This window comes from Bradyrhizobium quebecense, from assembly GCF_013373795.3.
GTDB classification, from domain to species: Bacteria; Pseudomonadota; Alphaproteobacteria; order Rhizobiales; family Xanthobacteraceae; genus Bradyrhizobium; species Bradyrhizobium quebecense.
Genome location: NZ_CP088022.1, coordinates 1614193 through 1636439 on the forward strand (window position 1 = coordinate 1614193; position 22247 = coordinate 1636439).

9 protein-coding genes are annotated in these 22247 nt (G+C 64.0%); 2 read left to right on the forward strand and 7 right to left on the reverse strand.

The window, feature by feature from the left end; translation table 11 throughout:
- Positions 1 to 9 precede the first annotated feature (9 nt).
- Positions 10 to 453 (reverse strand): hypothetical protein, encoded by a 444-nt coding sequence (locus HU230_RS07445; protein WP_224924351.1) that lies wholly within the window; start codon positions 451 to 453, stop codon positions 10 to 12.
- A gap of 234 nt (positions 454 to 687) precedes the next feature.
- Between HU230_RS07445 and HU230_RS07450 the strand changes: the two genes are divergently transcribed.
- Positions 688 to 12867 carry a DUF5801 repeats-in-toxin domain-containing protein gene (locus HU230_RS07450; protein ID WP_176532246.1) on the forward strand — a complete coding sequence of 4060 codons (12180 nt, stop codon included), beginning with the start codon at positions 688 to 690 and terminating at the stop codon, positions 12865 to 12867.
- 66 nt (positions 12868 to 12933) lie between these two features.
- Here HU230_RS07450 and HU230_RS07455 read toward each other — a convergent pair whose 3' ends face one another.
- The 6 genes from HU230_RS07455 to HU230_RS07480 all read right to left on the reverse strand — a co-directional run bounded on the left by HU230_RS07455 (position 12934) and on the right by HU230_RS07480 (position 20989).
- On the reverse strand, positions 12934 to 13947 hold the full coding sequence (locus HU230_RS07455) for a transglutaminase-like cysteine peptidase (RefSeq protein WP_176532245.1): 1014 nt from the start codon (positions 13945 to 13947) through the stop codon (positions 12934 to 12936).
- Positions 13948 to 14167: 220 nt separating this feature from the next.
- Complete coding sequence (locus HU230_RS07460) at positions 14168 to 15418, reverse strand: HlyD family type I secretion periplasmic adaptor subunit (protein ID WP_176532244.1); 1251 nt, start codon at positions 15416 to 15418, stop codon at positions 14168 to 14170.
- Positions 15419 to 15433: 15 nt separating this feature from the next.
- Positions 15434 to 17560 carry a type I secretion system permease/ATPase gene (locus HU230_RS07465; protein WP_234633854.1) on the reverse strand — a complete coding sequence of 709 codons (2127 nt, stop codon included), beginning with the start codon at positions 17558 to 17560 and terminating at the stop codon, positions 15434 to 15436.
- A 292-nt stretch (positions 17561 to 17852) separates the two neighbouring features.
- Positions 17853 to 19568 carry a TolC family outer membrane protein gene (locus HU230_RS07470; RefSeq protein WP_176532242.1) on the reverse strand — a complete coding sequence of 572 codons (1716 nt, stop codon included), beginning with the start codon at positions 19566 to 19568 and terminating at the stop codon, positions 17853 to 17855.
- A gap of 249 nt (positions 19569 to 19817) precedes the next feature.
- Positions 19818 to 20111 (reverse strand): hypothetical protein, encoded by a 294-nt coding sequence (locus tag HU230_RS07475; protein WP_176532241.1) that lies wholly within the window; start codon positions 20109 to 20111, stop codon positions 19818 to 19820.
- Between the two features lie 329 nt (positions 20112 to 20440).
- Entirely contained in the window at positions 20441 to 20989 is a 549-nt protein-coding gene (locus tag HU230_RS07480; RefSeq protein WP_420840848.1) for a LabA-like NYN domain-containing protein, read from the reverse strand.
- A 549-nt stretch (positions 20990 to 21538) separates the two neighbouring features.
- On the opposite strand from HU230_RS07480, the gene HU230_RS07485 reads away from it, so the two are divergent.
- Positions 21539 to 22171: a hypothetical protein gene (locus tag HU230_RS07485; protein ID WP_176532239.1), complete on the forward strand. Its 633-nt coding sequence runs from the start codon at positions 21539 to 21541 to the stop codon at positions 22169 to 22171.
- Positions 22172 to 22247 lie beyond the last annotated feature (76 nt).

Below are 22247 nucleotides of genomic sequence, written 5' to 3' on the forward strand. Positions count from 1 at the left end.
AGCGGGCCGTCAGATCTTTTGCTGGTTACCCGGCCCACTCACCTTGACGGTGATCTTCTGAATCTCGGTGCGGCCGCCCTGATACTTGACCTCGAGGGTCAAGGCGTCGTCGCCGAGGAATTCGGGCGGCGCCTTGTAGAAGGCGACATAGGCGGGCACCTCGAGCGCCAGGCAGGCCTTGTAATTGGTGGCCTTGGCCTTCGCTGACTTCACCACGACCTTCCCGGCGGTGGGTGGGCTGACCAGCCGGATGGTTGGCAGCGGTCCCGACGTGCAGTCAGGCAGCACGTTGAGGTAGAGGCCGATCTGGGTGTCCCGGTTGGCCAGGGCCTGAACCTGGCGCTCGACCGTGGTCTCGCGCGGGACGGGTGGTTGCGGGGCTTGCGCGGCCACTGCGCCGAAGGAGTCCCAAATCAAGACGGCGGCACAAGCCAGAAGAAGAATCACCCGCATCGAGCGCTCCAAATAGCCGGCGAGAACGAACTGGGCCGGGCAAATACTGCCTTTCGACCAAGTCAAACGGGCTAAGCCGTTGTTCTTGCAGCTTCGACCTGTCCGATCTTTACCACACTCGCAGGGAAAGCATTGATTAACCAAATACATTTCTTGACCGGGGGAGGGTTAACAATAGCCTAAAACTAAATTTTTCTACAACTTTTCCTCTAATCGCATTTTGCGGAGTTGATAATGCAGGGTTCGTTTCAGGTCGCTCAGGCTACCGGCACCGGCAATTCCACCAATTCGGCTCCCGTACGAATTTACAAGCTGACGAAGCCACTGACCGATCAGGCAGTGGTCGTCAATCTTGGATACGACCAGAAAGCGAAGGTCGACTTTTCGTCGATCGCAAATGAAAAGATCACGCTGGTTCATATCGGCGAAAAGCTGATCATCCTGTTCGACAACCAGTCGACCGTCACGGTTGAGCCGTTCTTCGACTCCCGCGCGGATGGGCAGAACAACGTCACAATCGAGATGGCGCCCGGTCGCGACGTTTCGGTGCAAGAGTTTGCAAGCCTGTTTCCGATCAGCACGGACTCCTCCGTGTTGCCCGCAGCCGACAATGGCGGCAACTCGAACGGCAACGCGCAGGCGAGCGGTGCGAACTTCAGTCCGTTCGCGGTTGATCCGCTGGATCCTGTGCCCACAAATCCGTTGGCGCCGCAGGAAGAGATACCGCCTCTGCCGCCGGGAGAGCAGCCGCCCGGCTTTGTGCTCAACGGGATCGCTCCGCCTCCGACCATTTCCGGCGGTCTCGTACCGCAACTGATCGTCGACGAGAGCTTCCTGACCGCTGCGACCAACGGCGGCGTTGCCGGTTCGGGACAGGGGCCCGCCGGGACAACGGTCGCGTCGGTGCAGGTGTCGTTTAACGTCATTGTGCCGGGCGGCCAGCAATCGCTGACCTATGCGCTGTCCATTAGTTCACCGCATGCCGACTCCGGTCTGATCGATTCCGGGACCGGTCAGCACGTGCTGCTGACGGTCAACGCAGCCGGCGTCGTCGAAGGACGCACGGCCATCGGTGGCGATCTCGTCTTCACAGTGGCAGTTGATGCCACGGGTCACGTGACGCTGACGGATCTGCGCGCGGTTCACGAGGGAACGCCCGGCGACTTCAATGAAGGCATTACACTGGCGTCCGGCCTGGTCACGCTGACCGCGACGGTGACAGACAATTTCGGCCAGTCCGCAACCGCGACTGCCGATGTCGGTTCGCATCTGACGATCCTGGACGACGGCCCGGTCAGCCCGACGGTGACCGTATCCGGAGTTGAGCCGGTCGCGCTGACCTTTGACGGTGGCCTGGCCGGCGGCAACTTCGTCGGCGCGCAGACGGCCGGGGATACCAACCCGTCGCCGACGGTTGCATCGGTGAGCTTCGCCGGGGCGTTCACCTTCGGCAATTTGAACGTTGCCGGTGCCGACGGCGGCGCGACCACGATCAACTACACGCTGGGCTTCCACACCGGCGTGACGGACGGCAGCGCCAGCGGGCTGACCCACGCGGGCAGCGCGATCTTCCTGTACGATGTCGGCGGTGTGATCACCGGCTCGACCTCGGCCACCGCAGGCGGCATCAACGCCGGCAATACCGTGTTCACGCTGAGCGTTGGTCTCACCACCGGCGTCGTGACGCTGACGCAGCTTGAGTCGATCGACCACTCGCAGACCGATACCTACAACGGCTCCTACATCAACGACGTCAAGCAGCTCGCTGCGAACCTGATCGACCTGAAGGCAAGCGCGATCACCACTGACCGCGATGGTGATTCGTCCCCAACGATCTCGGCGCTGCTGGATATGGGTGGCAACGTCCGGTTCGGCGACGACGGCCCGCAGACCCCGACGGTGACGGTGTCGGGGGCGAAGACGGGAGAACTGCTTACGTTTGACGGCGGTCTGGCCGGCGGCAATTTCACCGGCACCCAGGATATCCACGACACCAATGCGTCGGCGACGATCGCGACCGAGGACTTCTCCGGCGCGTTCACGATCGGCAATACCAACCTGTACGGCGCCGACGGCGCCGGCGCGACCACGATCAACTATACGGTCGGCCTGCACGCCGGCGTCGCCGACGGCAGCGCGAGCGGCCTGACCCATGCCGGCAGCACGATCTTCCTGTACGACGTCGGCGGTGTCATCACCGGCTCGACCTCGGCCACCGCAGGCGGCATCAACGCCGGCAATACGGTGTTCACGCTGAGCGTCGGCCTCACCACCGGCATCGTGACGCTGACCCAGCTGGAGTCGATCGACCACTCGCAGACCGATACCTACAACGGCTCCTACATCAACGACGTCCAGCAGATCGCGGCGAACCTCGTCGACCTGACGGCGAGCGGGTTCGTCACCGACAGCGAAGGCGACAAGACGGTCACGGCTTCGGCGTCGGTCGATGTCGGCCACCAGATCCAGTTCGGTGACGATGGCCCGCAGACCCCGACGGTGACGCTGGCGGCGTTCACGGCACCCGTGCTGCTGACGTTCGACGGCGGTCTGGCCGGCGGCAACTTCGTGGGCACCCAGGATATCCACGACACCAATGCATCGGCGACGATCGCAACCGAGGACTTCTCCGGTGCGTTCACGATCGGTAACACCAACCTTTATGGTGCCGACGGTCCCGGTGCGACCACGATCAACTACACGGTCGGCCTGCACGCCGGCGTCGCCGACGGCAGCGCCAGCGGGCTGACCCACGCCGGCAGTGCGATCTTCCTGTACGACGTCGGCGGTGTGATCACCGGCTCGACCTCGGCCACCGCAGGCGGCATCAACGCCGGCAATACGGTGTTCACGCTGAGCGTGGGTCTCACCACCGGCATCGTGACGCTGACCCAGCTGGAGTCGATCGACCACTCGCAGACCGATACCTACAACGGCTCCTACATCAACGACGTCCAGCAGATCGCGGCGAACCTCGTCGACCTGACGGCGAGCGCGTTCGTCACCGACAGCGAAGGCGACAAGACGGTCACGGCTTCGGCGTCGGTCGATGTCGGCCACCAGATCCAGTTCGGTGACGATGGCCCGCAGACCCCGACGGTGACGCTGGCGGCCTTCACGGCGCCGGTACTGCTGACGTTTGATGGCGGCTTGCCCGGCGGCAACTTCACCGGCACGCAGGATATCCACGACACCAATGCGTCGGCGACGATCGCGACCGAGGACTTCTCCGGCGCGTTCACGATCGGCAATACCAACCTGTACGGCGCCGACGGCGCCGGCGCGACCACGATCAACTATACGGTCGGCCTGCACGCCGGCGTCGCCGACGGCAGCGCGAGCGGCCTGACCCATGCCGGCAGCACGATCTTCCTGTACGACGTCGGCGGTGTGATTACCGGTTCGACCTCGGCTACCGCGGGCGGCATCAACGCCGGCAATACGGTGTTCACGCTGAGCGTGGGCCTCACCACCGGCATCGTGACGCTGACGCAGCTGGAGTCGATCGACCATACGCAGACCGACACCTACAACGGCTCCTACATCAACGACATCCAGCAGATCGCGTCGAACCTCGTCGACCTGACGGCGAGCGCGTTCACCACCGACAGCGAGGGCGACAAGACCGTCACGGCCTCGGCGTCGGTCGACGTCGGCCACCAGATCGAGTTCGGTGACGACGGTCCGCAGACCCCGACGGTGACGCTGGCGGCCTTCACGGCGCCGGTGCTGTTGACCTTCGACGGCGGTCTCGCCGGCGGCAACTTCACCGGCACGCAGGATATCCACGACACCAATGCATCGGCGACGATCGCGACCGAGGACTTCTCCGGTGCGTTCACCATCGGCAACACCAATCTCTATGGTGCCGACGGTCCCGGCGCGACCACGATCAACTATACGGTCGGCCTGCACGCCGGCGTCGCCGACGGCAGCGCGAGCGGCCTGACCCATGCCGGCAGCACGATCTTCCTGTACGACGTCGGCGGTGTGATTACCGGTTCGACCTCGGCTACCGCGGGCGGCATCAACGCCGGCAATACGGTGTTCACGCTGAGCGTGGGCCTCACCACCGGCATCGTGACGCTGACGCAGCTGGAGTCGATCGACCATACGCAGACCGACACCTACAACGGCTCCTACATCAACGACATCCAGCAGATCGCGTCGAACCTCGTCGACCTGACGGCGAGCGCGTTCACCACCGACAGCGAGGGCGACAAGACCGTCACGGCCTCGGCGTCGGTCGACGTCGGCCACCAGATCGAGTTCGGTGACGACGGTCCGCAGACCCCGACGGTGACGCTGGCGGCCTTCACGGCGCCGGTGCTGTTGACCTTCGACGGCGGTCTCGCCGGCGGCAACTTCACCGGCACGCAGGATATCCACGACACCAATGCATCGGCGACGATCGCGACCGAGGACTTCTCCGGTGCGTTCACCATCGGCAACACCAATCTCTATGGTGCCGACGGTCCCGGCGCGACCACGATCAACTATACGGTCGGCCTGCACGCCGGCGTCGCCGACGGCAGCGCGAGCGGCCTGACCCATGCCGGCAGCACGATCTTCCTGTACGACGTCGGCGGTGTGATCACCGGCTCGACCTCGGCCACCGCAGGCGGCATCAACGCCGGCAATACGGTGTTCACGCTGAGCGTCGGCCTCACCACCGGCATCGTGACGCTGACGCAGCTGGAGTCGATCGACCACTCGCAGACCGATACCTACAACGGCTCCTACATCAACGACGTCCAGCAGATCGCGGCGAACCTAGTCGACCTGACGGCGAGCGGGTTCGTCACCGACAGCGAAGGCGACAAGACGGTCACGGCCTCGGCGTCGGTCGATGTCGGCCACCAGATCCAGTTCGGTGACGACGGTCCGCAGACCCCGACGGTGACGCTGGCGGCGTTCACGGCACCCGTGCTGCTGACGTTCGACGGCGGTCTGGCCGGCGGCAACTTCGTGGGCACCCAGGATATCCACGACACCAATGCATCGGCGACGATCGCAACCGAGGACTTCTCCGGTGCGTTCACCATCGGCAACACCAATCTCTATGGTGCCGACGGTCCCGGTGCGACCACGATCAACTACACGGTCGGCCTGCACGCCGGCGTCGCCGACGGCAGCGCCAGCGGGCTGACCCACGCCGGCAGTGCGATCTTCCTGTACGACGTCGGCGGTGTGATCACCGGCTCGACCTCGGCCACCGCAGGCGGCATCAACGCCGGCAATACGGTGTTCACGCTGAGCGTGGGTCTCACCACCGGCATCGTGACGCTGACGCAGCTGGAGTCGATCGACCATACGCAGACCGACACCTACAACGGCTCCTACATCAACGACGTCCAGCAGATCGCGGCGAACCTCGTCGACCTGACGGCGAGCGCGTTCGTCACCGACAGCGAAGGCGACAAGACGGTCACGGCTTCGGCGTCGGTCGATGTCGGCCACCAGATCCAGTTCGGTGACGATGGCCCGCAGACCCCGACGGTGACGCTGGCGGCCTTCACGGCGCCGGTACTGCTGACGTTTGATGGCGGCTTGCCCGGCGGCAACTTCACCGGCACGCAGGATATCCACGACACCAATGCGTCGGCGACGATCGCGACCGAGGACTTCTCCGGCGCGTTCACGATCGGCAATACCAACCTGTACGGCGCCGACGGCGCCGGCGCGACCACGATCAACTATACGGTCGGCCTGCACGCCGGCGTCGCCGACGGCAGCGCGAGCGGCCTGACCCATGCCGGCAGCACGATCTTCCTGTACGACGTCGGCGGTGTGATTACCGGTTCGACCTCGGCTACCGCGGGCGGCATCAATGCCGGCAATACGGTGTTCACGCTGAGCGTCGGCCTCACCACCGGCATCGTGACGCTGACCCAGCTGGAGTCGATCGACCACTCGCAGACCGATACCTACAACGGCTCCTACATCAACGATATCAAGCAGCTGGCTGCGAACCTCGTCGACCTGACGGCGAGCGCGTTCACCACCGACAGCGAAGGCGACAAGACGGTCACGGTCTCGGCGTCGGTCGATGTCGGCCACCAGATCCAGTTCGGTGATGACGGCCCGCAGGCGCCGACAGCGTCGCTGGCGGCGTTCAACGCACCGGTGCTGCTGACGTTCGACGGCGGCCTGGCCGGCGGCAACTTCGTGGGCACGCAGGATATCCACGATACCAATGCGTCGGCGACGATCGCGACCGAGGACTTCTCCGGTGCGTTCACGATCGGCAACACCAGCCTGTACGGTGCGGATGGTGCTGGATCCACGACCATCAGTTACACGCTCGGCTTGCACACCGGCGTCGCCGACGGCAGCGCCAGCGGCCTGACCCATGCCGGCAGCACCATCTTCCTGTACGATGTCGGCGGTGTGATCACCGGTTCGACCTCGGCGACTGCGGGCGGCATCAACGCCGGCAACACGGTGTTCACGCTGAGCGTGGGCCTCACCACCGGCATCGTGACGCTGACCCAGCTCGAGTCGATCGACCACTCGCAGACCGATACCTACAACGGCTCCTACATCAACGACGTCAAGCAGCTTGCGGCCAACTTGATCGACCTGACGGCGAGCGGGTTCGTCACCGACAGCGAGGGCGACAAGTCGGTCACGGCCACGGCCTCGGTCGATGTCGGCCACCAGATCGAGTTCGGTGACGATGGCCCGCAGACCCCGACGGTGACGCTGGCGGCGTTCACGGCACCCGTGCTGCTGACGTTCGACGGCGGCCTGGCCGGCGGCAATTTCGTCGGCACCCAGGATATCCACGACACCAACCCGTCGGCGACGATCGCGACCGAGAACTTCTCCGGTGCGTTCACCTTCGGCAATACCAACCTGTACGGCGCCGACGGTGCCGGCGCGACCACGATCAACTACACGGTCGGTTTGCACACCGGCGTCGCCGACGGCAGCGCCAGCGGGCTGACCCATGCCGGCAGCACGATCTTCCTGTACGATGTCGGCGGTGTGATCACCGGCTCGACCTCGGCCACGGCAGGCGGCATCAACGCCGGCAATACGGTGTTCACGCTGAGCGTCGGCCTCACCACCGGCATCGTGACGCTGACCCAGCTGGAGTCGATCGACCACTCGCAGACCGACACCTACAACGGCTCCTACATCAGCGACATCCAGCAGATCACGGCGAACCTCGTCGACCTGACGGCAAGCGCGTTCACCACCGACAGCGAAGGCGACAAGACGGTCACGGCTTCGGCATCGGTCGATGTCGGCCACCAGATCGAGTTCGGCGACGACGGCCCGCAGACCCCGACGGTGACGCTGGCCGCGTTCACGGCACCGGTGCTGCTGACGTTTGATGGCGGCTTGCCCGGCGGCAACTTCGTGGGCACGCAGGATATCCACGACACCAACCCGTCGGCGACGATCGCGACCGAGGACTTCTCCGGCGCGTTCACCATCAGCAATACCAACCTGTACGGCGCCGATGGTGCCGGCGCGACCACGATCAACTACACGCTCGGCCTGCATGCCGGCGTGGCCAATGGCAGCGCCAGCGGCCTGACCCATGCGGGCAGCACGATCTTCCTGTATCTCGACAGCTTGACCGGCATCGTGACCGGTTCGACTTCGGCGACGCAGGGCGGCATTGCGGCGGGCAACACGGTATTCACGCTGAGCGTCGGTCTCACCACCGGCATCGTGACGCTGACCCAGCTCGAGTCGATCGACCATACGCAGACCGATACCTACAGCGGTTCGTACATCAACGACATCAAGCAGCTTGCGGCCAACCTGATCGACCTGAAGGCAAGCGCCTTCACCACCGACAGCGAAGGCGACAAGACCGTCACGGTCTCGGCTTCGGTCGATGTCGGCCACCAGATCCAGTTCGGTGACGACGGCCCGCAGACCCCGACGGTGACGCTGGCGGCGTTCACGGCACCGGTGCTGCTGACGTTCGACGGCGGCCTGGCCGGCGGCAACTTCACCGGCACCCAGGATATCCACGATACCAATGCGTCGGCGACGATCGCGACCGAGGACTTCTCGGGTGCGTTCACCATCGGCAATACCAATCTGTACGGCGCTGACGGCGCCGGCGCGACCACGATCAACTACACGCTCGGCCTGCACGCCGGCGTGGCCAATGGCAGCGCCAGCGGGCTGACCCATGCGGGCAGCACGATCTTCCTGTATCTCGACGGCGTCACCGGTGTTGTGACCGGTTCGACCTCGGCCACGCAGGGCGGCATCAATGCCGGCAACACGGTGTTCACGCTGAGCGTCGGCCTCACCACCGGCATCGTGACGCTGACGCAGCTCGAGTCGATCGATCATACGCAGACCGACACCTACAGCGGCTCGTACATCAACGACATCAAGCAGCTTGCGGCCAACTTGATCGACCTGAAGGCAAGCGCCTTCACCACCGACAGCGAGGGCGACAAGACGGTCACGGCTTCGGCCTCCGTCGATGTCGGTCACCAGATCCAGTTCGGTGACGACGGCCCGCAGACCCCGACGGTGACGCTGGCGGCGTTCACGGCACCGGTGCTGCTGACGTTCGACGGTGGCCTGGCCGGCGGCAACTTCACCGGCACCCAGGATATCCACGACACCAACCCGTCGGCGACGATCGCGACCGAGAACTTCTCCGGTGCGTTCACCATCGGCAATACCAACCTGTACGGCGCCGATGGCGCCGGCGCGACGACGATCAACTATACGCTCGGCCTGCACGCCGGCGTGGCCAATGGCAGCGCCAGCGGGCTGACCCATGCCGGCAGCACGATCTTCCTGTATCTTGACGGCGTCACCGGTGTTGTGACCGGTTCGACCTCGGCGACGCAGGTCGGCATCAACGCCGGCAATACCGTGTTCACGCTGAGCGTTGGTCTCACCACCGGCATCGTGACGCTGACGCAGCTCGAGTCGATCGACCATACGCAGACCGACACCTACAGCGGTTCGTACATCAACGACATCAAGCAGCTTGCGGCGAACCTGATCGATCTGAAGGCAAGCGCGTTCACCACCGACAGCGAGGGCGACAAGACCGTCACGGCTTCGGCTTCGGTGGACGTCGGCCACCAGATCCAGTTCGGTGACGACGGTCCGCAGACCCCGACGGTGACGCTCGCGGCCTTCACGGCGCCGGTGCTGCTGACCTTCGACGGCGGTCTTGCCGGCGGCAACTTCACTGGCACCCAGGATATCCACGACACCAATGCATCGGCGACGATCGCGACCGAGAACTTCTCGGGTGCGTTCACCATCGGCAATACCAACCTGTACGGCGCCGATGGTGCCGGCGCGACGACGATCAACTACACGCTCGGCCTTCACAGCGGCGTCGCCAATGGCAGCGCCAGCGGTCTGACCCATGCCGGCAGCACGATCTTCCTGTATCTCGACAGCGTGACCGGCATCGTGACCGGTTCGACCTCGGCGACGCAGGTCGGCATCAACGCGGGCAACACGGTGTTCACGCTGAGCGTCGGTCTGACCACAGGCATCGTGACGCTGACCCAGCTGGAGTCGATCGACCATACGCAGACCGATACCTACAGCGGCTCCTACATCAATGATGTGAAGCAGCTGGCTGCGAACCTGATCGATCTGAAGGCAAGCGCGTTCACGACCGACAGCGAAGGCGACAAGACGGTCACGGCTTCGGCTTCGGTGGACGTCGGCCACCAGATCCAGTTCGGTGACGACGGTCCGCAGACCCCGACGGTGACGCTCGCGGCCTTCACGGCGCCGGTGCTGCTGACGTTCGACGGCGGCCTGGCCGGCGGCAATTTCGTCGGCACCCAGGATATCCACGACACCAACCCGTCGGCGACGATCGCGACCGAGAACTTCTCCGGTGCGTTCACCTTCGGCAATACCAACCTGTACGGCGCCGACGGCGCCGGTGCGACGACGATCAACTACTCGATCGGCCTGCACGCCGGCGTGGCCAATGGCAGCGCCAGCGGTCTGACCCATGCCGGCAGCACGATCTTCCTGTATCTCGACAGCGTGACCGGCATCGTGACCGGTTCGACGTCGGCCACACAGGCCGGCATCAACGCCGGCAACACGGCGTTCACACTAAGCGTCGGTCTCACCACAGGCATCGTGACGCTGACGCAGTTCGAATCAATCGACCATTCGCAGACCGATACCTACAGCGGCTCCTACATCAATGATGTGAAGCAGCTGGCTGCGAACCTGATCGATCTGAAGGCAAGCGCGTTCACCACCGACAGTGAAGGCGACAAGACGGTCACGGCCTCGGCCTCGATCGACATCGGTCACCAGATCGAGTTCGGCGACGATGGTCCGAAGGCACCGACGCTGACGGTGAGTGCGGCGACGGTGGGCGTGGACGAGACGCCCGGCGTTCAGACGGTCAGTGGCGCGAGCGACGTTCTTGGCTCGACCGCGATCACGTTCAACGGCGTGGCGAATACGGTTGCCGGACTGTTTGCGACCGTCGCGAACGCGGGCACCGATACCGACGTATCGTCCGCGGTGCTGGACAACGGTGCGCTCAGCTTTGCCTCCACGGGTGCCAGCAGCATCCTGACCTTGACCGGTGGCAGCTACGGGGCGGATGGTCCGGGCACGACGACCTACGCCCTGACCGTACTGAATGCCGCGTCTGGCCTGACCCTGACGGACGGCACAGCCATCACGCTGTCGCTCGACGCCAGCGGCCGGATCATCGGTACGGCCGGCGTCGATGCCGCCAATCCCAGCCTGAGCAACAAGGTGGCGTTTGCGATCGCCATCGATCCGGCGACCGGTCAGCTCTATGTGGCGGAGTACCTCTCGCTCCACCAGCCCGACACCACCAACCCCAACGACGCTGTTTCGCTGGCGGCCGGCAAGATCGGTGCGACTGTCACGATGACCGATTCCGACGGTGATCATACGTCGGCTTCCGCCGACATCGGCACCCACATCAGCTTCCTCGACGACGGCCCGACGCTCGGCGCATTCGTCAACGGGACGCTGCCGAACGACATCGGCTCGGTGAACGGCACCTTCGCCGTTAACTTCGGCGCCGACGGATTCGGCGGTTTCACGCTCACCGGTCCGAGCATTACGGGCATCACCTACTCGACGGTCGCGTTGACCGATGCCAGCGGTCACGCGATCGGCACGGAGCTGATCGGGTCGGCCGGCGCGACGCAGGTGTTCGATCTGAAGGTGTTCGAGGACGGCACCTACACGTTCGACCTGCTTCATCCGCAGGCGTCGACTGTCGTCACCGATTCACTCCTCGGCCTGACCAGCGGACACGTTACGTGGGCCGAACTTGCCGATGGCAGCATCGAATTCTTCTCGGCTGGCTTCGTCAACTCCTCGACGCAAGGCTTCGGCGTCGGGAACAACTTCCTGAACTTTGGCGAAACGTTCAATATGGAGTTCCACGTTCCGGGCACAGGGATCGGCGTTGATAACCCGCCGAACTCGAATCCGCAGTTCGTGGACTCCGTGAACTTCAGCGTCAATTCCGGCAACGTGGGGGATTCGGTATCCTGGACTGCGACTGACACCGTGCATGGCACGACGCAATCCGGGACGGCGTCGGTGGATGCGACGGGGCATCTGCTGATCGACCCGACGATCTCGTTCAATTCCCTTCAAATCACCGGAAGCACGCCTGGCGAATCCATTCGCTTGACGGCGGCCGACGTGTCGCAGACGGTTCTGCCGTCCGATCAGAACCTGTCGTTCGGGATCGTGGCGACGGATGGCGATGGCGACCATACGACGTCGTCCACGCTGGGTATTCACGTCGTCGCCGGCGATTCGAGCGGCAACTTCACGCTGACGGGCGGTGCGACCGCCGACGTCATCGCGACCAGCTCGCACATCGACACTATTGTTGGTGGCGGCGGCATGGATATCGTCGACTACCGCGACGATACGACCGGTGTCACAGTCAACCTGCAGACCGGTACCGGTACTGGTGGCACGGCCCAGGGCGATACCTACAGCGGGATCGAGGGCATTCTCGGCGGCAGCGGCAATGACACCCTGACCGGCCTCGCCGCCGGCGGCAACTTCCTCGACGGTGGTGCCGGCAACGACATCCTGAACGGCGGTGCCGGCAACGACACCTTCGTCCTGACGCTCAATGGCGGCGGACACGACACCATCAACAACTTCAACGCGCTGTCCGACCAGATCTTCGTCAACCTCGGCGACAACCTGTCGATCGGCCAGGCGTCGACCGTCGCCGCGGCCAACTTCCATGTCGGCGACGAGACCAACGCCGCAACGTGGAATGGCGGTACAGGCAAGGAGTTCGTGTTCAACAACACGACCCATGAACTGTGGTATTCGGCCAGCGGCACCGGCGCCGACAGGGTGGACCTTGCTCACGTCAGCACCGGGGTGCCGGCCGCGGCAAACGTTCACGCCTACTGATCGGCCCTGACAAGTTCTGCAAACCCCGTCGAATCTTCGACGGGGTTTGTTTTTGCCCGCGTGCCGTTACATCAGCACGGGCAAGAAGCCGGGGAGCGGGCTTGCGGCGTCGAGCTGCTCCGCGCCGGTCCACTCGGCGTCCGCCGCATTGGCAGCCGCCGGTGCCGCGTCGAGCTCGTCGCCCAGCGGAAGCCGCTTGGCGTAGGGGGCGGCAAACAGCTGGACGCCGTGCTCGTTGATCGCAAACATCGGCGTGAAGTTGTCGAGGTCGCCGTCGTCGATCAGCTCGGAACGGCGGCTGTCCAGGATCAGCCAATGGCCGTCCAGCCGCGCTACCAACACGGCATGATCCTGGCGGATGGCGCGATCGCGGCCGAGCACCAGGCGCAGCTCCTCGCGCGGGAAGCCGGCTTCGCTGAGCGCGATGTATTTTGCGATCGCGTAGTCCTCGCAATCGCCCTTGCCGGTGGCAAAGGTGGCGAGCGGAGCCGTCCAGCGGTCGGCTTCGCCGTGCTGCGCGAAGTCGCTGACATAGCGGATCGCCTGGTTGACGGCGCGGTTTGCCTCATCCAGCCGGTCGCGTCCGGATCTGGATTTGACCGCGTTGATCAGGCGCAGGAATTGCGCGGCATTGGGCGGGCAACCGGCGGCGTTCTCCCGGCAATGCTCGAGGACGGTCTGCTCCCTTGCGAGATCGGATTCGAGGCCGCGCCATTTGCGCCACAGGCCGTTTTCCGGTGCGCGGAAGGTGAACAGGCCGAACGGCTCGGCGCCAACGGGCGGCAGCGGCTTCGCCGCGGGAAGTGCGTCGGTCGCCGTATTCAGCGGCGCGAGCGCGGCGGTGCGAATGGCGTTCGGACCACGGCCGCGCTGCCGGTCGAGCTTGGCCAGCACGTCGGTGATGGTGAAGAAGGTGGCAGGCGGGCGGTTCGATGCGGCATCCGAGGCCGGCGCGAGCTCGCCGGCGGGATTGCCGAGAGGCAGCTCGTCCGCGGCAAACGCGGACGACGCTGCGCAAAGACTTATTGAAAATGCAGCCACGGCGATGACCGCCGACGAAGCAATCTTCAGCGACTTCATAATGACGTCCCCAATGTCGGGGACCGTCAACGTCTGTGCGTCGATCTGCCTCCCCGCTGTTATCGGGACGCAGACTGGCGCCTGGGCCGCTTAAGCAGAGTTAAGTGGAGGGGGCTGCTCCTGGATTGTCGGGAAGGCGGTCAATCCAGGGTTTGCCGGTTCGTTCGAAATTGAACGACCGCAGGTCATGATCGGTTAACCACGCACTCCGGGGCCCCGATCAGCGTTCGCGCAGGGCCTCGTCACGCAGCAGCCGAGCGGGCTTGACGATGTAGTCCAGCACGGACTTCTCGCCGGTCAGCACTTCGACCGTGGTCACCATTCCCGGAATGATCGGCAGCGGATGCTGCTCGCTGCCGAGATGGTTCTTATCGGTGCGTACCATGACCCGATAGAAGGTCTCCTGACGTTCGGTCTTCTCCGCCTTGTCGTCGACGATCGTATCGGCGCTGATGCGCTCGACCTTGCCCTTCAGCGATCCATAGACCGAGGAATCATAGGCGCTGATCTTCACCACCGCGTCCTGGTTGGGACGGATAAAGGCGATGTCCTGGGGACGAATCCGGCCTTCGACCAGCAGCGTGTCGTCCAGAGGCACGATATCCATCAGGTTGGCGCCGGGCGCCACGACGGCGCCGATGGTGCTGACGTTCAGTTTGTTGACGATGCCGTGGACCGGCGCCTTCAGGTCGGTGCGGCGCACCCGGTCCTGGGCGGATTTGATGTTCTCATCGAGGACGGCGAGGTCGCCACGCGATTTGGCGAGGTCCTCATCGGCCTGCGAGCGGAAGGACGTGGTGATGTTCGCGATCTTCGATTGCGCCTCCGCCAGCTGTCCCTTCATCTCGGTTGCCTGTCGGTCAAGCCGCAGCATTTCGATCTCTGGTACGACCTTCTGATCATAGAGCCTGCGGGTCAGGGTCTGCTCGCGTTCCAGGAGCTTGAGGGAGCCGCTGAGGCGAGTGACCTGCTGATTGAGGACGTCGATGTCCTGCGCGACCTTCTGGGCCCGCATCTTGAACACGCTGGCCTCGGTCGCGACGGCGGCAGGAACCACCTTGTCGATTTCATCCGGAAAGCTGATCTCGCTTCGTCCGCGCGCCTCGGCCTCGAGGCGGGCCACCCGCGCCGCCGCCGCCGCGCGGCGCTCGCGGATTTCGCCGAACTCGGAGGCGAACTTCGTGTCTTCGATGCGCATCAGGGACTGGCCCTGCTGAACGATGTCGCCTTCCCGCACCAGGATGTCGCCGACGATGCCGCCTTCGAGCGATTGGACCACCTGCATCTGCCGCGACGGCACGACGCGACCGCTGCCGCGCTTGACCTCATCCAGCACTGCAAAGTGAGCCCAGATCAGAAACGTCCCAAGCAGCGCGCAGGACGTCCACAGCAGCATGCGCGAGGTGCGCGGCGTGCGCAGCAGCGCCGCGGACCGGATATCATTTGCAAATGCAAAATCGGAAGATGCCATAATATATGTTGCTCGTTATGCAGATTTCGGCTGGATCGTATTCTCGGGTGCCGGCGCCGTGGACGCGGGCTTTCCCTGGAGAAGGGCAAGCACCTTGTCGCGCGGGCCGTCGGCAACCAGGCGGCCGTTGTCGAACAGCAGCAGGCGATCGACCATGTTCAGCAATGACAGACGATGGGTCGAAATGATGATGGTCATGCGCTCGTCACGGAGTCCCTTGAGGCGTTCAAGGAACTCCTGCTCGCTGCGAATATCGAAGTGCGCGGTCGGCTCATCGAGGAAGAGCACGCGCGGCTTGCGGATCAGGACGCGGGCGAGCCCGATCGCCTGCTTCTGGCCGCCCGACAGGCTGCGGCCGCCTTCCGAGATGGGCATGTCATAGCCCATCGGGTGGCCGGCGATGAAGCTCTCGACGCCGGAGAGCCGTGCGGCAAGCAGGATTTCCTCGTCGGTCGCCTCCGGCTTGCCGAGGGCGATGTTGTCGCGCAGCTTGCCGAAGAACAGGTCGGTATCCTGCATCGCAAAGCCGATGCCGGCGCGCAGATCCGAAGGATCGTATTGGCGCGAGTCCACGCCATCGACCATGATACGGCCTTCCTTCGGCTCGTAAAATCCGAGCAGCAGCCTGCCGACCGTGGTCTTGCCGGACCCGACCCGGCCGATGATGCCGACCTTTTCTCCGCCTTCGATCTTGAAACTGACCTTTTCGAGCGCGTTGCCCGGCGCGTTGGGGTAGGCGAACGACACGTTCTCGAAGGCGATCTTGCCGTCGTCGATCCGTCTTGCGACATAGGATCGGGTCGGCGAACGCTCGCGCTCGATCGACATGATGCGGTCGATTGCCTTGAGGGACGTCAGCGTCTGCGTTCCCTTGGTGATCACGGAGGCGATGCCGGCGATCGGCGCCAGAATGCGGCCGGCGAGCATGTTTGCGGCGACCAGCGCGCCGACGCTCAGCTTGCCGTCGAGGATCAGGAAAATGCCGACGATGACGAGGAGCAGGCTCGTGATCTGCTGGGCCGTGCTCGCGCTCGTCAGCGACATCGACGACCAGAAGTGAACGTCCTCACCCGAGCGGGCGGTCGCCGCGACCGAACGTTCCCACAAGGTCTGCATGCGGGCCTCGGCGCCGGTCGCGCGGACGGTTTCGAGACCGGACAGGGACTCGACGAGCACACCGTGCCGGGCGGCGGATTCGGCCTGCAGGCGCTTCATTGCGCGATCGAGCGGGCGTTGCAGCAGGAAGCCGATCAGCATCACGATCGGCAGCATGATCAGCGGGATCAAGGCCAGCGGTCCGGCGATGATGAACAGCACGCCGACAAACAGGATGGCAAACAGCAGGTCCGTCGCCGAAACAACGCTTCCGGACGTGAAGAACTCGCGCACCGAGTCGAAGTCCCGGAGCTGATTGGCGAGGATGCCCACGGAGGTCGGCCGCTGCGCCATCTTCACGGACATCACATGCTCGAAGATGTTGGCGGCGAGCACGACGTCGATGGTCTTGCCGGTCACGTCGATCATGCGGCTGCGGACCATGCGAAAGACGAAATCGAAAACGATGCCGAGCCCCATGCCGATCGAGAGCGCGATCAGCGAGGGGATCGCCCCGTTGGGGATGACGCGGTCATAGACGCTCATCGTGAACAGCGGCGTCGCCAGCGCGAGGATGTTGGTCAGAAAGGCAGCCAACGCGATGTGCCCGTAACTGCGCCAATGCGTCTTAACGACCGACCAGAACCAATGGCTCGTGGGGATGTCTCCCGCGGCTACGGCGCGCGCATTGGCCTGCGCAGCGCTTCTCACCAGAAACGCGTAGCCGGTATAGTCCGCAGCGAGCGAGCGGATTTCGACGACGCGCGGGGTGTTCGGCGTCGCCGGATCAACGATCTTGATCGCATTGTTCGCTGCGTCCACTCCAAGGAGGATGAGCGCAGCGCCGTCCTTCATGATGAGGACGGCCGGCAGGACAAGCGCGGGAATGTCCGAAATGTCGCGCTTGACGGCCTCGGTCTCCAGACCCGCGCGTCTGGCCGCACGGTCGTAGAGCGAAACGGACAAGCGTCCGTCCAGGATCGGAAGTCCCCCGAGAAGAGCTTCGCGGCTTACAGCGCGGCCGTGATAAGCCGCGAGGTAAGTCAACGACGCGGTGAGGGCATCATCGCCAAGCGCGCTTGGCCGGCTTGTCGCGGCAGGCTTTGAAGTCGATTCTTCCGGCGAGGGGCGTCCGGCGTCAACCGCCGTGCTGGGGGTCCGAAAAAGCAACTGAAACCTCGATAATCAAAATGGAGATGCAGAATTCGCATTCGATGATTTCGTGCAGACTACAACAAACAGCGAACAAAATCAGCGAAACTTGCTTTAAGTATTAATACGGAATCGAAAGGGCCCCGTTTGGGGCCCTTTCTGCAGTCCTGATGTTGGCTGACGGCTTCTATTGAGCGGAACTCGGGAATGCCGACAGCAGCCAGTGGGGCTTTGTCGACGCATAGGAACTCGCATTCGCCGTGACCGACGGATCCGCGTAGATGACATTCGGGCCGTCCGCAGCGCTCTTTTGCTGCTGCATCCATTCCGCGGAGCCGGGCACGGCGGCGGTCGTGGTCGAGCCGGTGAAGCGGTCGGCAAAGCCGGTATCCTTGGGCTGAGCTGCCGCATAGCCTTCTTTGTAGCCCTTGGCGGGGCGGACTGAGGTGACGGGGGCCGGGACGGCGACGCGCAGCGGCTCGGACCCGGTCTGCGGCAGGTTCACGCGGAGGGTGGGGAACGAGTAGCGCGGCAGCCCAATCGAAAGCATGTCGGTGGGCGCTGCGTCGACCGGCGGCGGAGCCTTCAGATATTCGATCAAGGTCCCCATCGCAGCCAGCAGCTGATAGTCGGCGAACACGACGACGCTGCGGGCGGAGGTGAGCGAGACCGACGCGTTGAAGAACTGATTCTGGGCGTTCAGGAGATCGATCAGCGAGCGCTGACCGAGCTCGTATTCTTTCTGGAAGGCCGCGATGGTCTTCCGGTCCGCTTCCAGCTGGCGCGTCAGAGCCGCGATGCGTGTGGCCGTAATCGTACGGGCATTCCACGCCTTGTCGATCGATTCATAGGCGTCGCGCTGCAAGCGCGCGTGGCGCATCGTGGCCTCGGTAAAGCGCTCGGCCTTCTCCGACCTGTTCCAGGCATCCTGGCCGCCGCGGAAGATGTCCCACGACATCACTACCTTGCCGCTGTAGTCCTCATGCGTAACGGCGGGGGTTCCGGTGGCCGCCACGTAGGGGAACGAGTTGTCGTAGTGGGTTGCCCGTCCCTCGAGATAGAACTTCGGGCCGAACGTTCCGTCGGTGGCCTTGAACGCATGCTTGGCGGCGTCGGCGTCGGACTGTGCCGCCGCAATCGTCGAGTTGAACCGGAGGGTGGTCGCCAGCGCTTCGTCGCGGCTGTGCGGCAAACCTGCGAGAGGGCTCGGGAAGCGAACATTGATCGGCTCAAGCCCGACAACCTTACGGTACTTCGCCCTGGCATCGTCGAGGCTGCGCTGGAATTCTGCGAGTGCCGCGCGGGCACTCTCGACGCGCTCGCGCGCTTGCTCCAGGTCGCCTTCGCCGGCCCGGCCGCCCGAGAAGCGGGAGTTCACGTTTGCAAAGATCTTCTCGTGATTGGCGACGTTTTGCTGGGCAAGGCTCACCAGCCGGATATAGCGCACGACGTCCATGTAACCTTCGGCGGCGTCGAGGGCCAGCAGCTCGGTTCGTTCCTTGACGCGGGAGGCCGCCGCATTGACGCGCGCGGTCTGGCGCCAGACGTCGTAGATCGACGAGAAGCCATCCCAGAGCAGCTGGCGAACGACCACCGATTCCTGGCTACCATTGCGCCACGGTCCTGCACCCACAGTCGGCGCCTGAATGGACGGGGAGATGAAGCCCGGCGGCTGATCGAATTTTTCCGGTCCGTAGCTGGCGTCAACGCGCACCTGCGGCAGCAGCGTGCTCTGAGTCTGTCGCAGTTCGCTTTCGGTGGCCCGGCGATTTGCGGAAGCTTCACCGACGCCCGGATTGGTCTGCATTGCCTGGCGCAACGCATCGTTAATGGAAAAAACCTCGGCACATGCTGGCGTTGCCGCCAGGCAGAGGCACGCGATGACCGTGTATGCCGATTTCATAATCCCCGCCCCTACACACAAAAATTATTACGTAGAATCTGACGAAAGCTAACAGCGGGCGGTTCCGTAACCTATGACATTTCAGCCACACAGCCGGTCTAAGTGGGGCGGCGGGATAGGGGGTCAGTGGTCGGAAATATTTGGTTTTTTATTAAAATTCAACGATTTGGCGGCGGTTCAGTGACCGGTCGGGCTGGTACCATCCAGCAACACCGGCGACCGGAACAGCAAAGGTCAGTTAAGTCCGTCTTAACGGCCGGCCGCGCTCTCCTGCTCACGGCAGGTCGCCAGATAGGTCGCAACGAAGGGCGTAGGCTTGGCGTCGGGCGAGGGGGCCCCCAGCCGGCTCGTCAGCTTGTAGAGCGACTTGCTGGCAAAATAGAACCGGAAGATCTCGGCCGTGGTCTCGTCGACGCGGGTCGCAAAAATCGACGCAGCAGTACGGTGCGCCGCGGCAAAGACATAGGTGGTGAGCTTGGCTCCCTTGCCTTCCGTCGCGACGGACGTCCCCCAGGTGACCGAGAAGGTCTCGCCATCGATCACGACGGATGGCCGGACCGTATCCAGATCGTCATCGACCCACTGAACGTCACTGCCTTTGCCTGAGGGGGCAACCTCAACCCGTTTGCCTCGTGGCGCGTCACAGGTGAACCTTGAAGGTCCAGCTATCGCTGCGCTCGTCGTCGCCAGCAGCAACAAGACGCAGCCGACCGACCTCCACATTGGCTTTCCCTCTGCAGTTGCGTTGGTTGGGTTCATACTGATGGCTGCGCGCGGCTCGCGCAACTCGGTGATGTACGGATGCGGTTGGCCGAGCCGCGCGCGCGTCCCCAGCCGATCTCCGCCGGCGATCTCGGAAGGCGCCCGCAACGTCACTCCGGCGCTATCGGATGCGCCGGCCGCTCGATCGACGGCCTGAGGTTCTCGAGTTCAACGAAGGCATCGGCGTGTCTGCGAAGCTCATCGGCGATCATCGGGGGCTTCGTTCGAATGCTCGAAACGACAGTGACACGCACGCCCATCCGCCTGACAGCTTCGACAACAGCTCGCAAGTCGCCATCGCCAGAGAACAGGAACGCCTGGTCGATGCGATGCGCGATTTCCATTGCATCGACCGCGAGCTCGATGCCAATGCTGCGCTTCATTCGCCGCCGTCCATCGCCGTCGTCGTGCTGCTTGGCGGCCTTTCGCCTGACTGCATATCCGTTGTAATCGAGCCAATCCACCAGCGGCCGAAGGCTGCTGAACTCGTCGTCGTCCCTCACGACCGTGTAGAAATAGGCGCGGACGATCTGCCCATGCTTGCCGAACTCCGAGAGCAGTCGCCGGAAGTCGACTTCGAAGCCGAGGTTCTTGACCGTGGTGTGCAGATTCGCACCATCGATGAAAAGTGCAATGCGATCGGTCATCTCAAGCCCCATGACGCCGGATCAGTCGCTCTACGTTTTGGTTCTGGAAATATCGCGAGCGCATGCTGGGCGCTCTGATTGAAATGCCTGATCCTAGAGCAAGGACTCGGCGGTGATGAAGCGGAATTTTCGACACCGGCCGGTGCCATGATGATCGTGCGCCTATTGATAAGGCAATGGTGCAGCGCGGCCTGCGGTGCCGACGAGCTGCCGCGCCGCTGCGTGAGAGGCGACTATTGCGTCACCAACAAAACTACATCTAAAATCAATCGAGTGTACCGGCGCCACCTCGTGCCGACGCGATATTTCGAGATACCACTTTTTTGCTGATACAGATTTTCGCCATACCAGTTTCGTCGGAGGGGCGAGGACGGCGTCGCGTCCCCGCATTGCGCAGACGGTTTGTTAGTGCTGGCGGGCGTGGATGCGCGGGGTGCGTCTTCTGCGCCGTCTCAACGAGTCTCTCGCCCTCATCGATAACGAACCGTCGCGATCGACCCGCTGCTCGATGTGATGTTCGTATCGGCAGGGGGCAGGTGGGGCTCGCGATGGGGGCTTGCCGTGAGCGACACAACAATCGGGCGCCGGATCAAGCAGCGAGCCAGGGAGGACTGGCCAAGGCGCGCGAGATGCCTGGTCGTTCTCTCCCTCTGTATCCTGCTGCCCTGTTGCGGGGCCGCTCGCCGGGCCATCGAAAAGGAGGCGGGACCGGCAACGGAGACCGCAACAGAGCCGGCGACGGAGACGACCACGGCACCGGTACCGGCACCGGCACCGGAAACGGCACCGGTAGCGGAAACCGCACCGGCGGCGGAAACGGTCAACCTGAGCGGCGCGCTCGCGGGATGCCGGAGCGCCTTTCCGGATCAGATCGCGCAAGCGGTGGCGCGGGCGTCGTGCGTGATCAAGGCGACGGACCTCGTCCGGCCGCTGTTGCCGTTTCCTGAGCTGCTCGATCGGGAGAATGCCCTGCGCAAGGCGTTGGCGGAGCAGGTTCAAGCGCGCGCCATGTCCCTGCTCGAGCGAAACGTCCAGATCCAGAAGCTGCATTCGCAGCTCCTCGACGAAGAGCGCAGCAGGCTACCGGCCGCGCAGGCGGACGCGAGCAGGCCGCCGCCGCCGGTTTCGCAGTGGCGCCAATCCAACTCGGAGAGTTGTGGACGGCTCGGGGGGGATTCCGCGAATTGCTTTTGAGACGGCGCGAAGTCCGCCAAGGGCCTCTCTTCTTAGAACCGAGCAGTCGGGCCTGGATCGCCATCGTCGTTGTCAT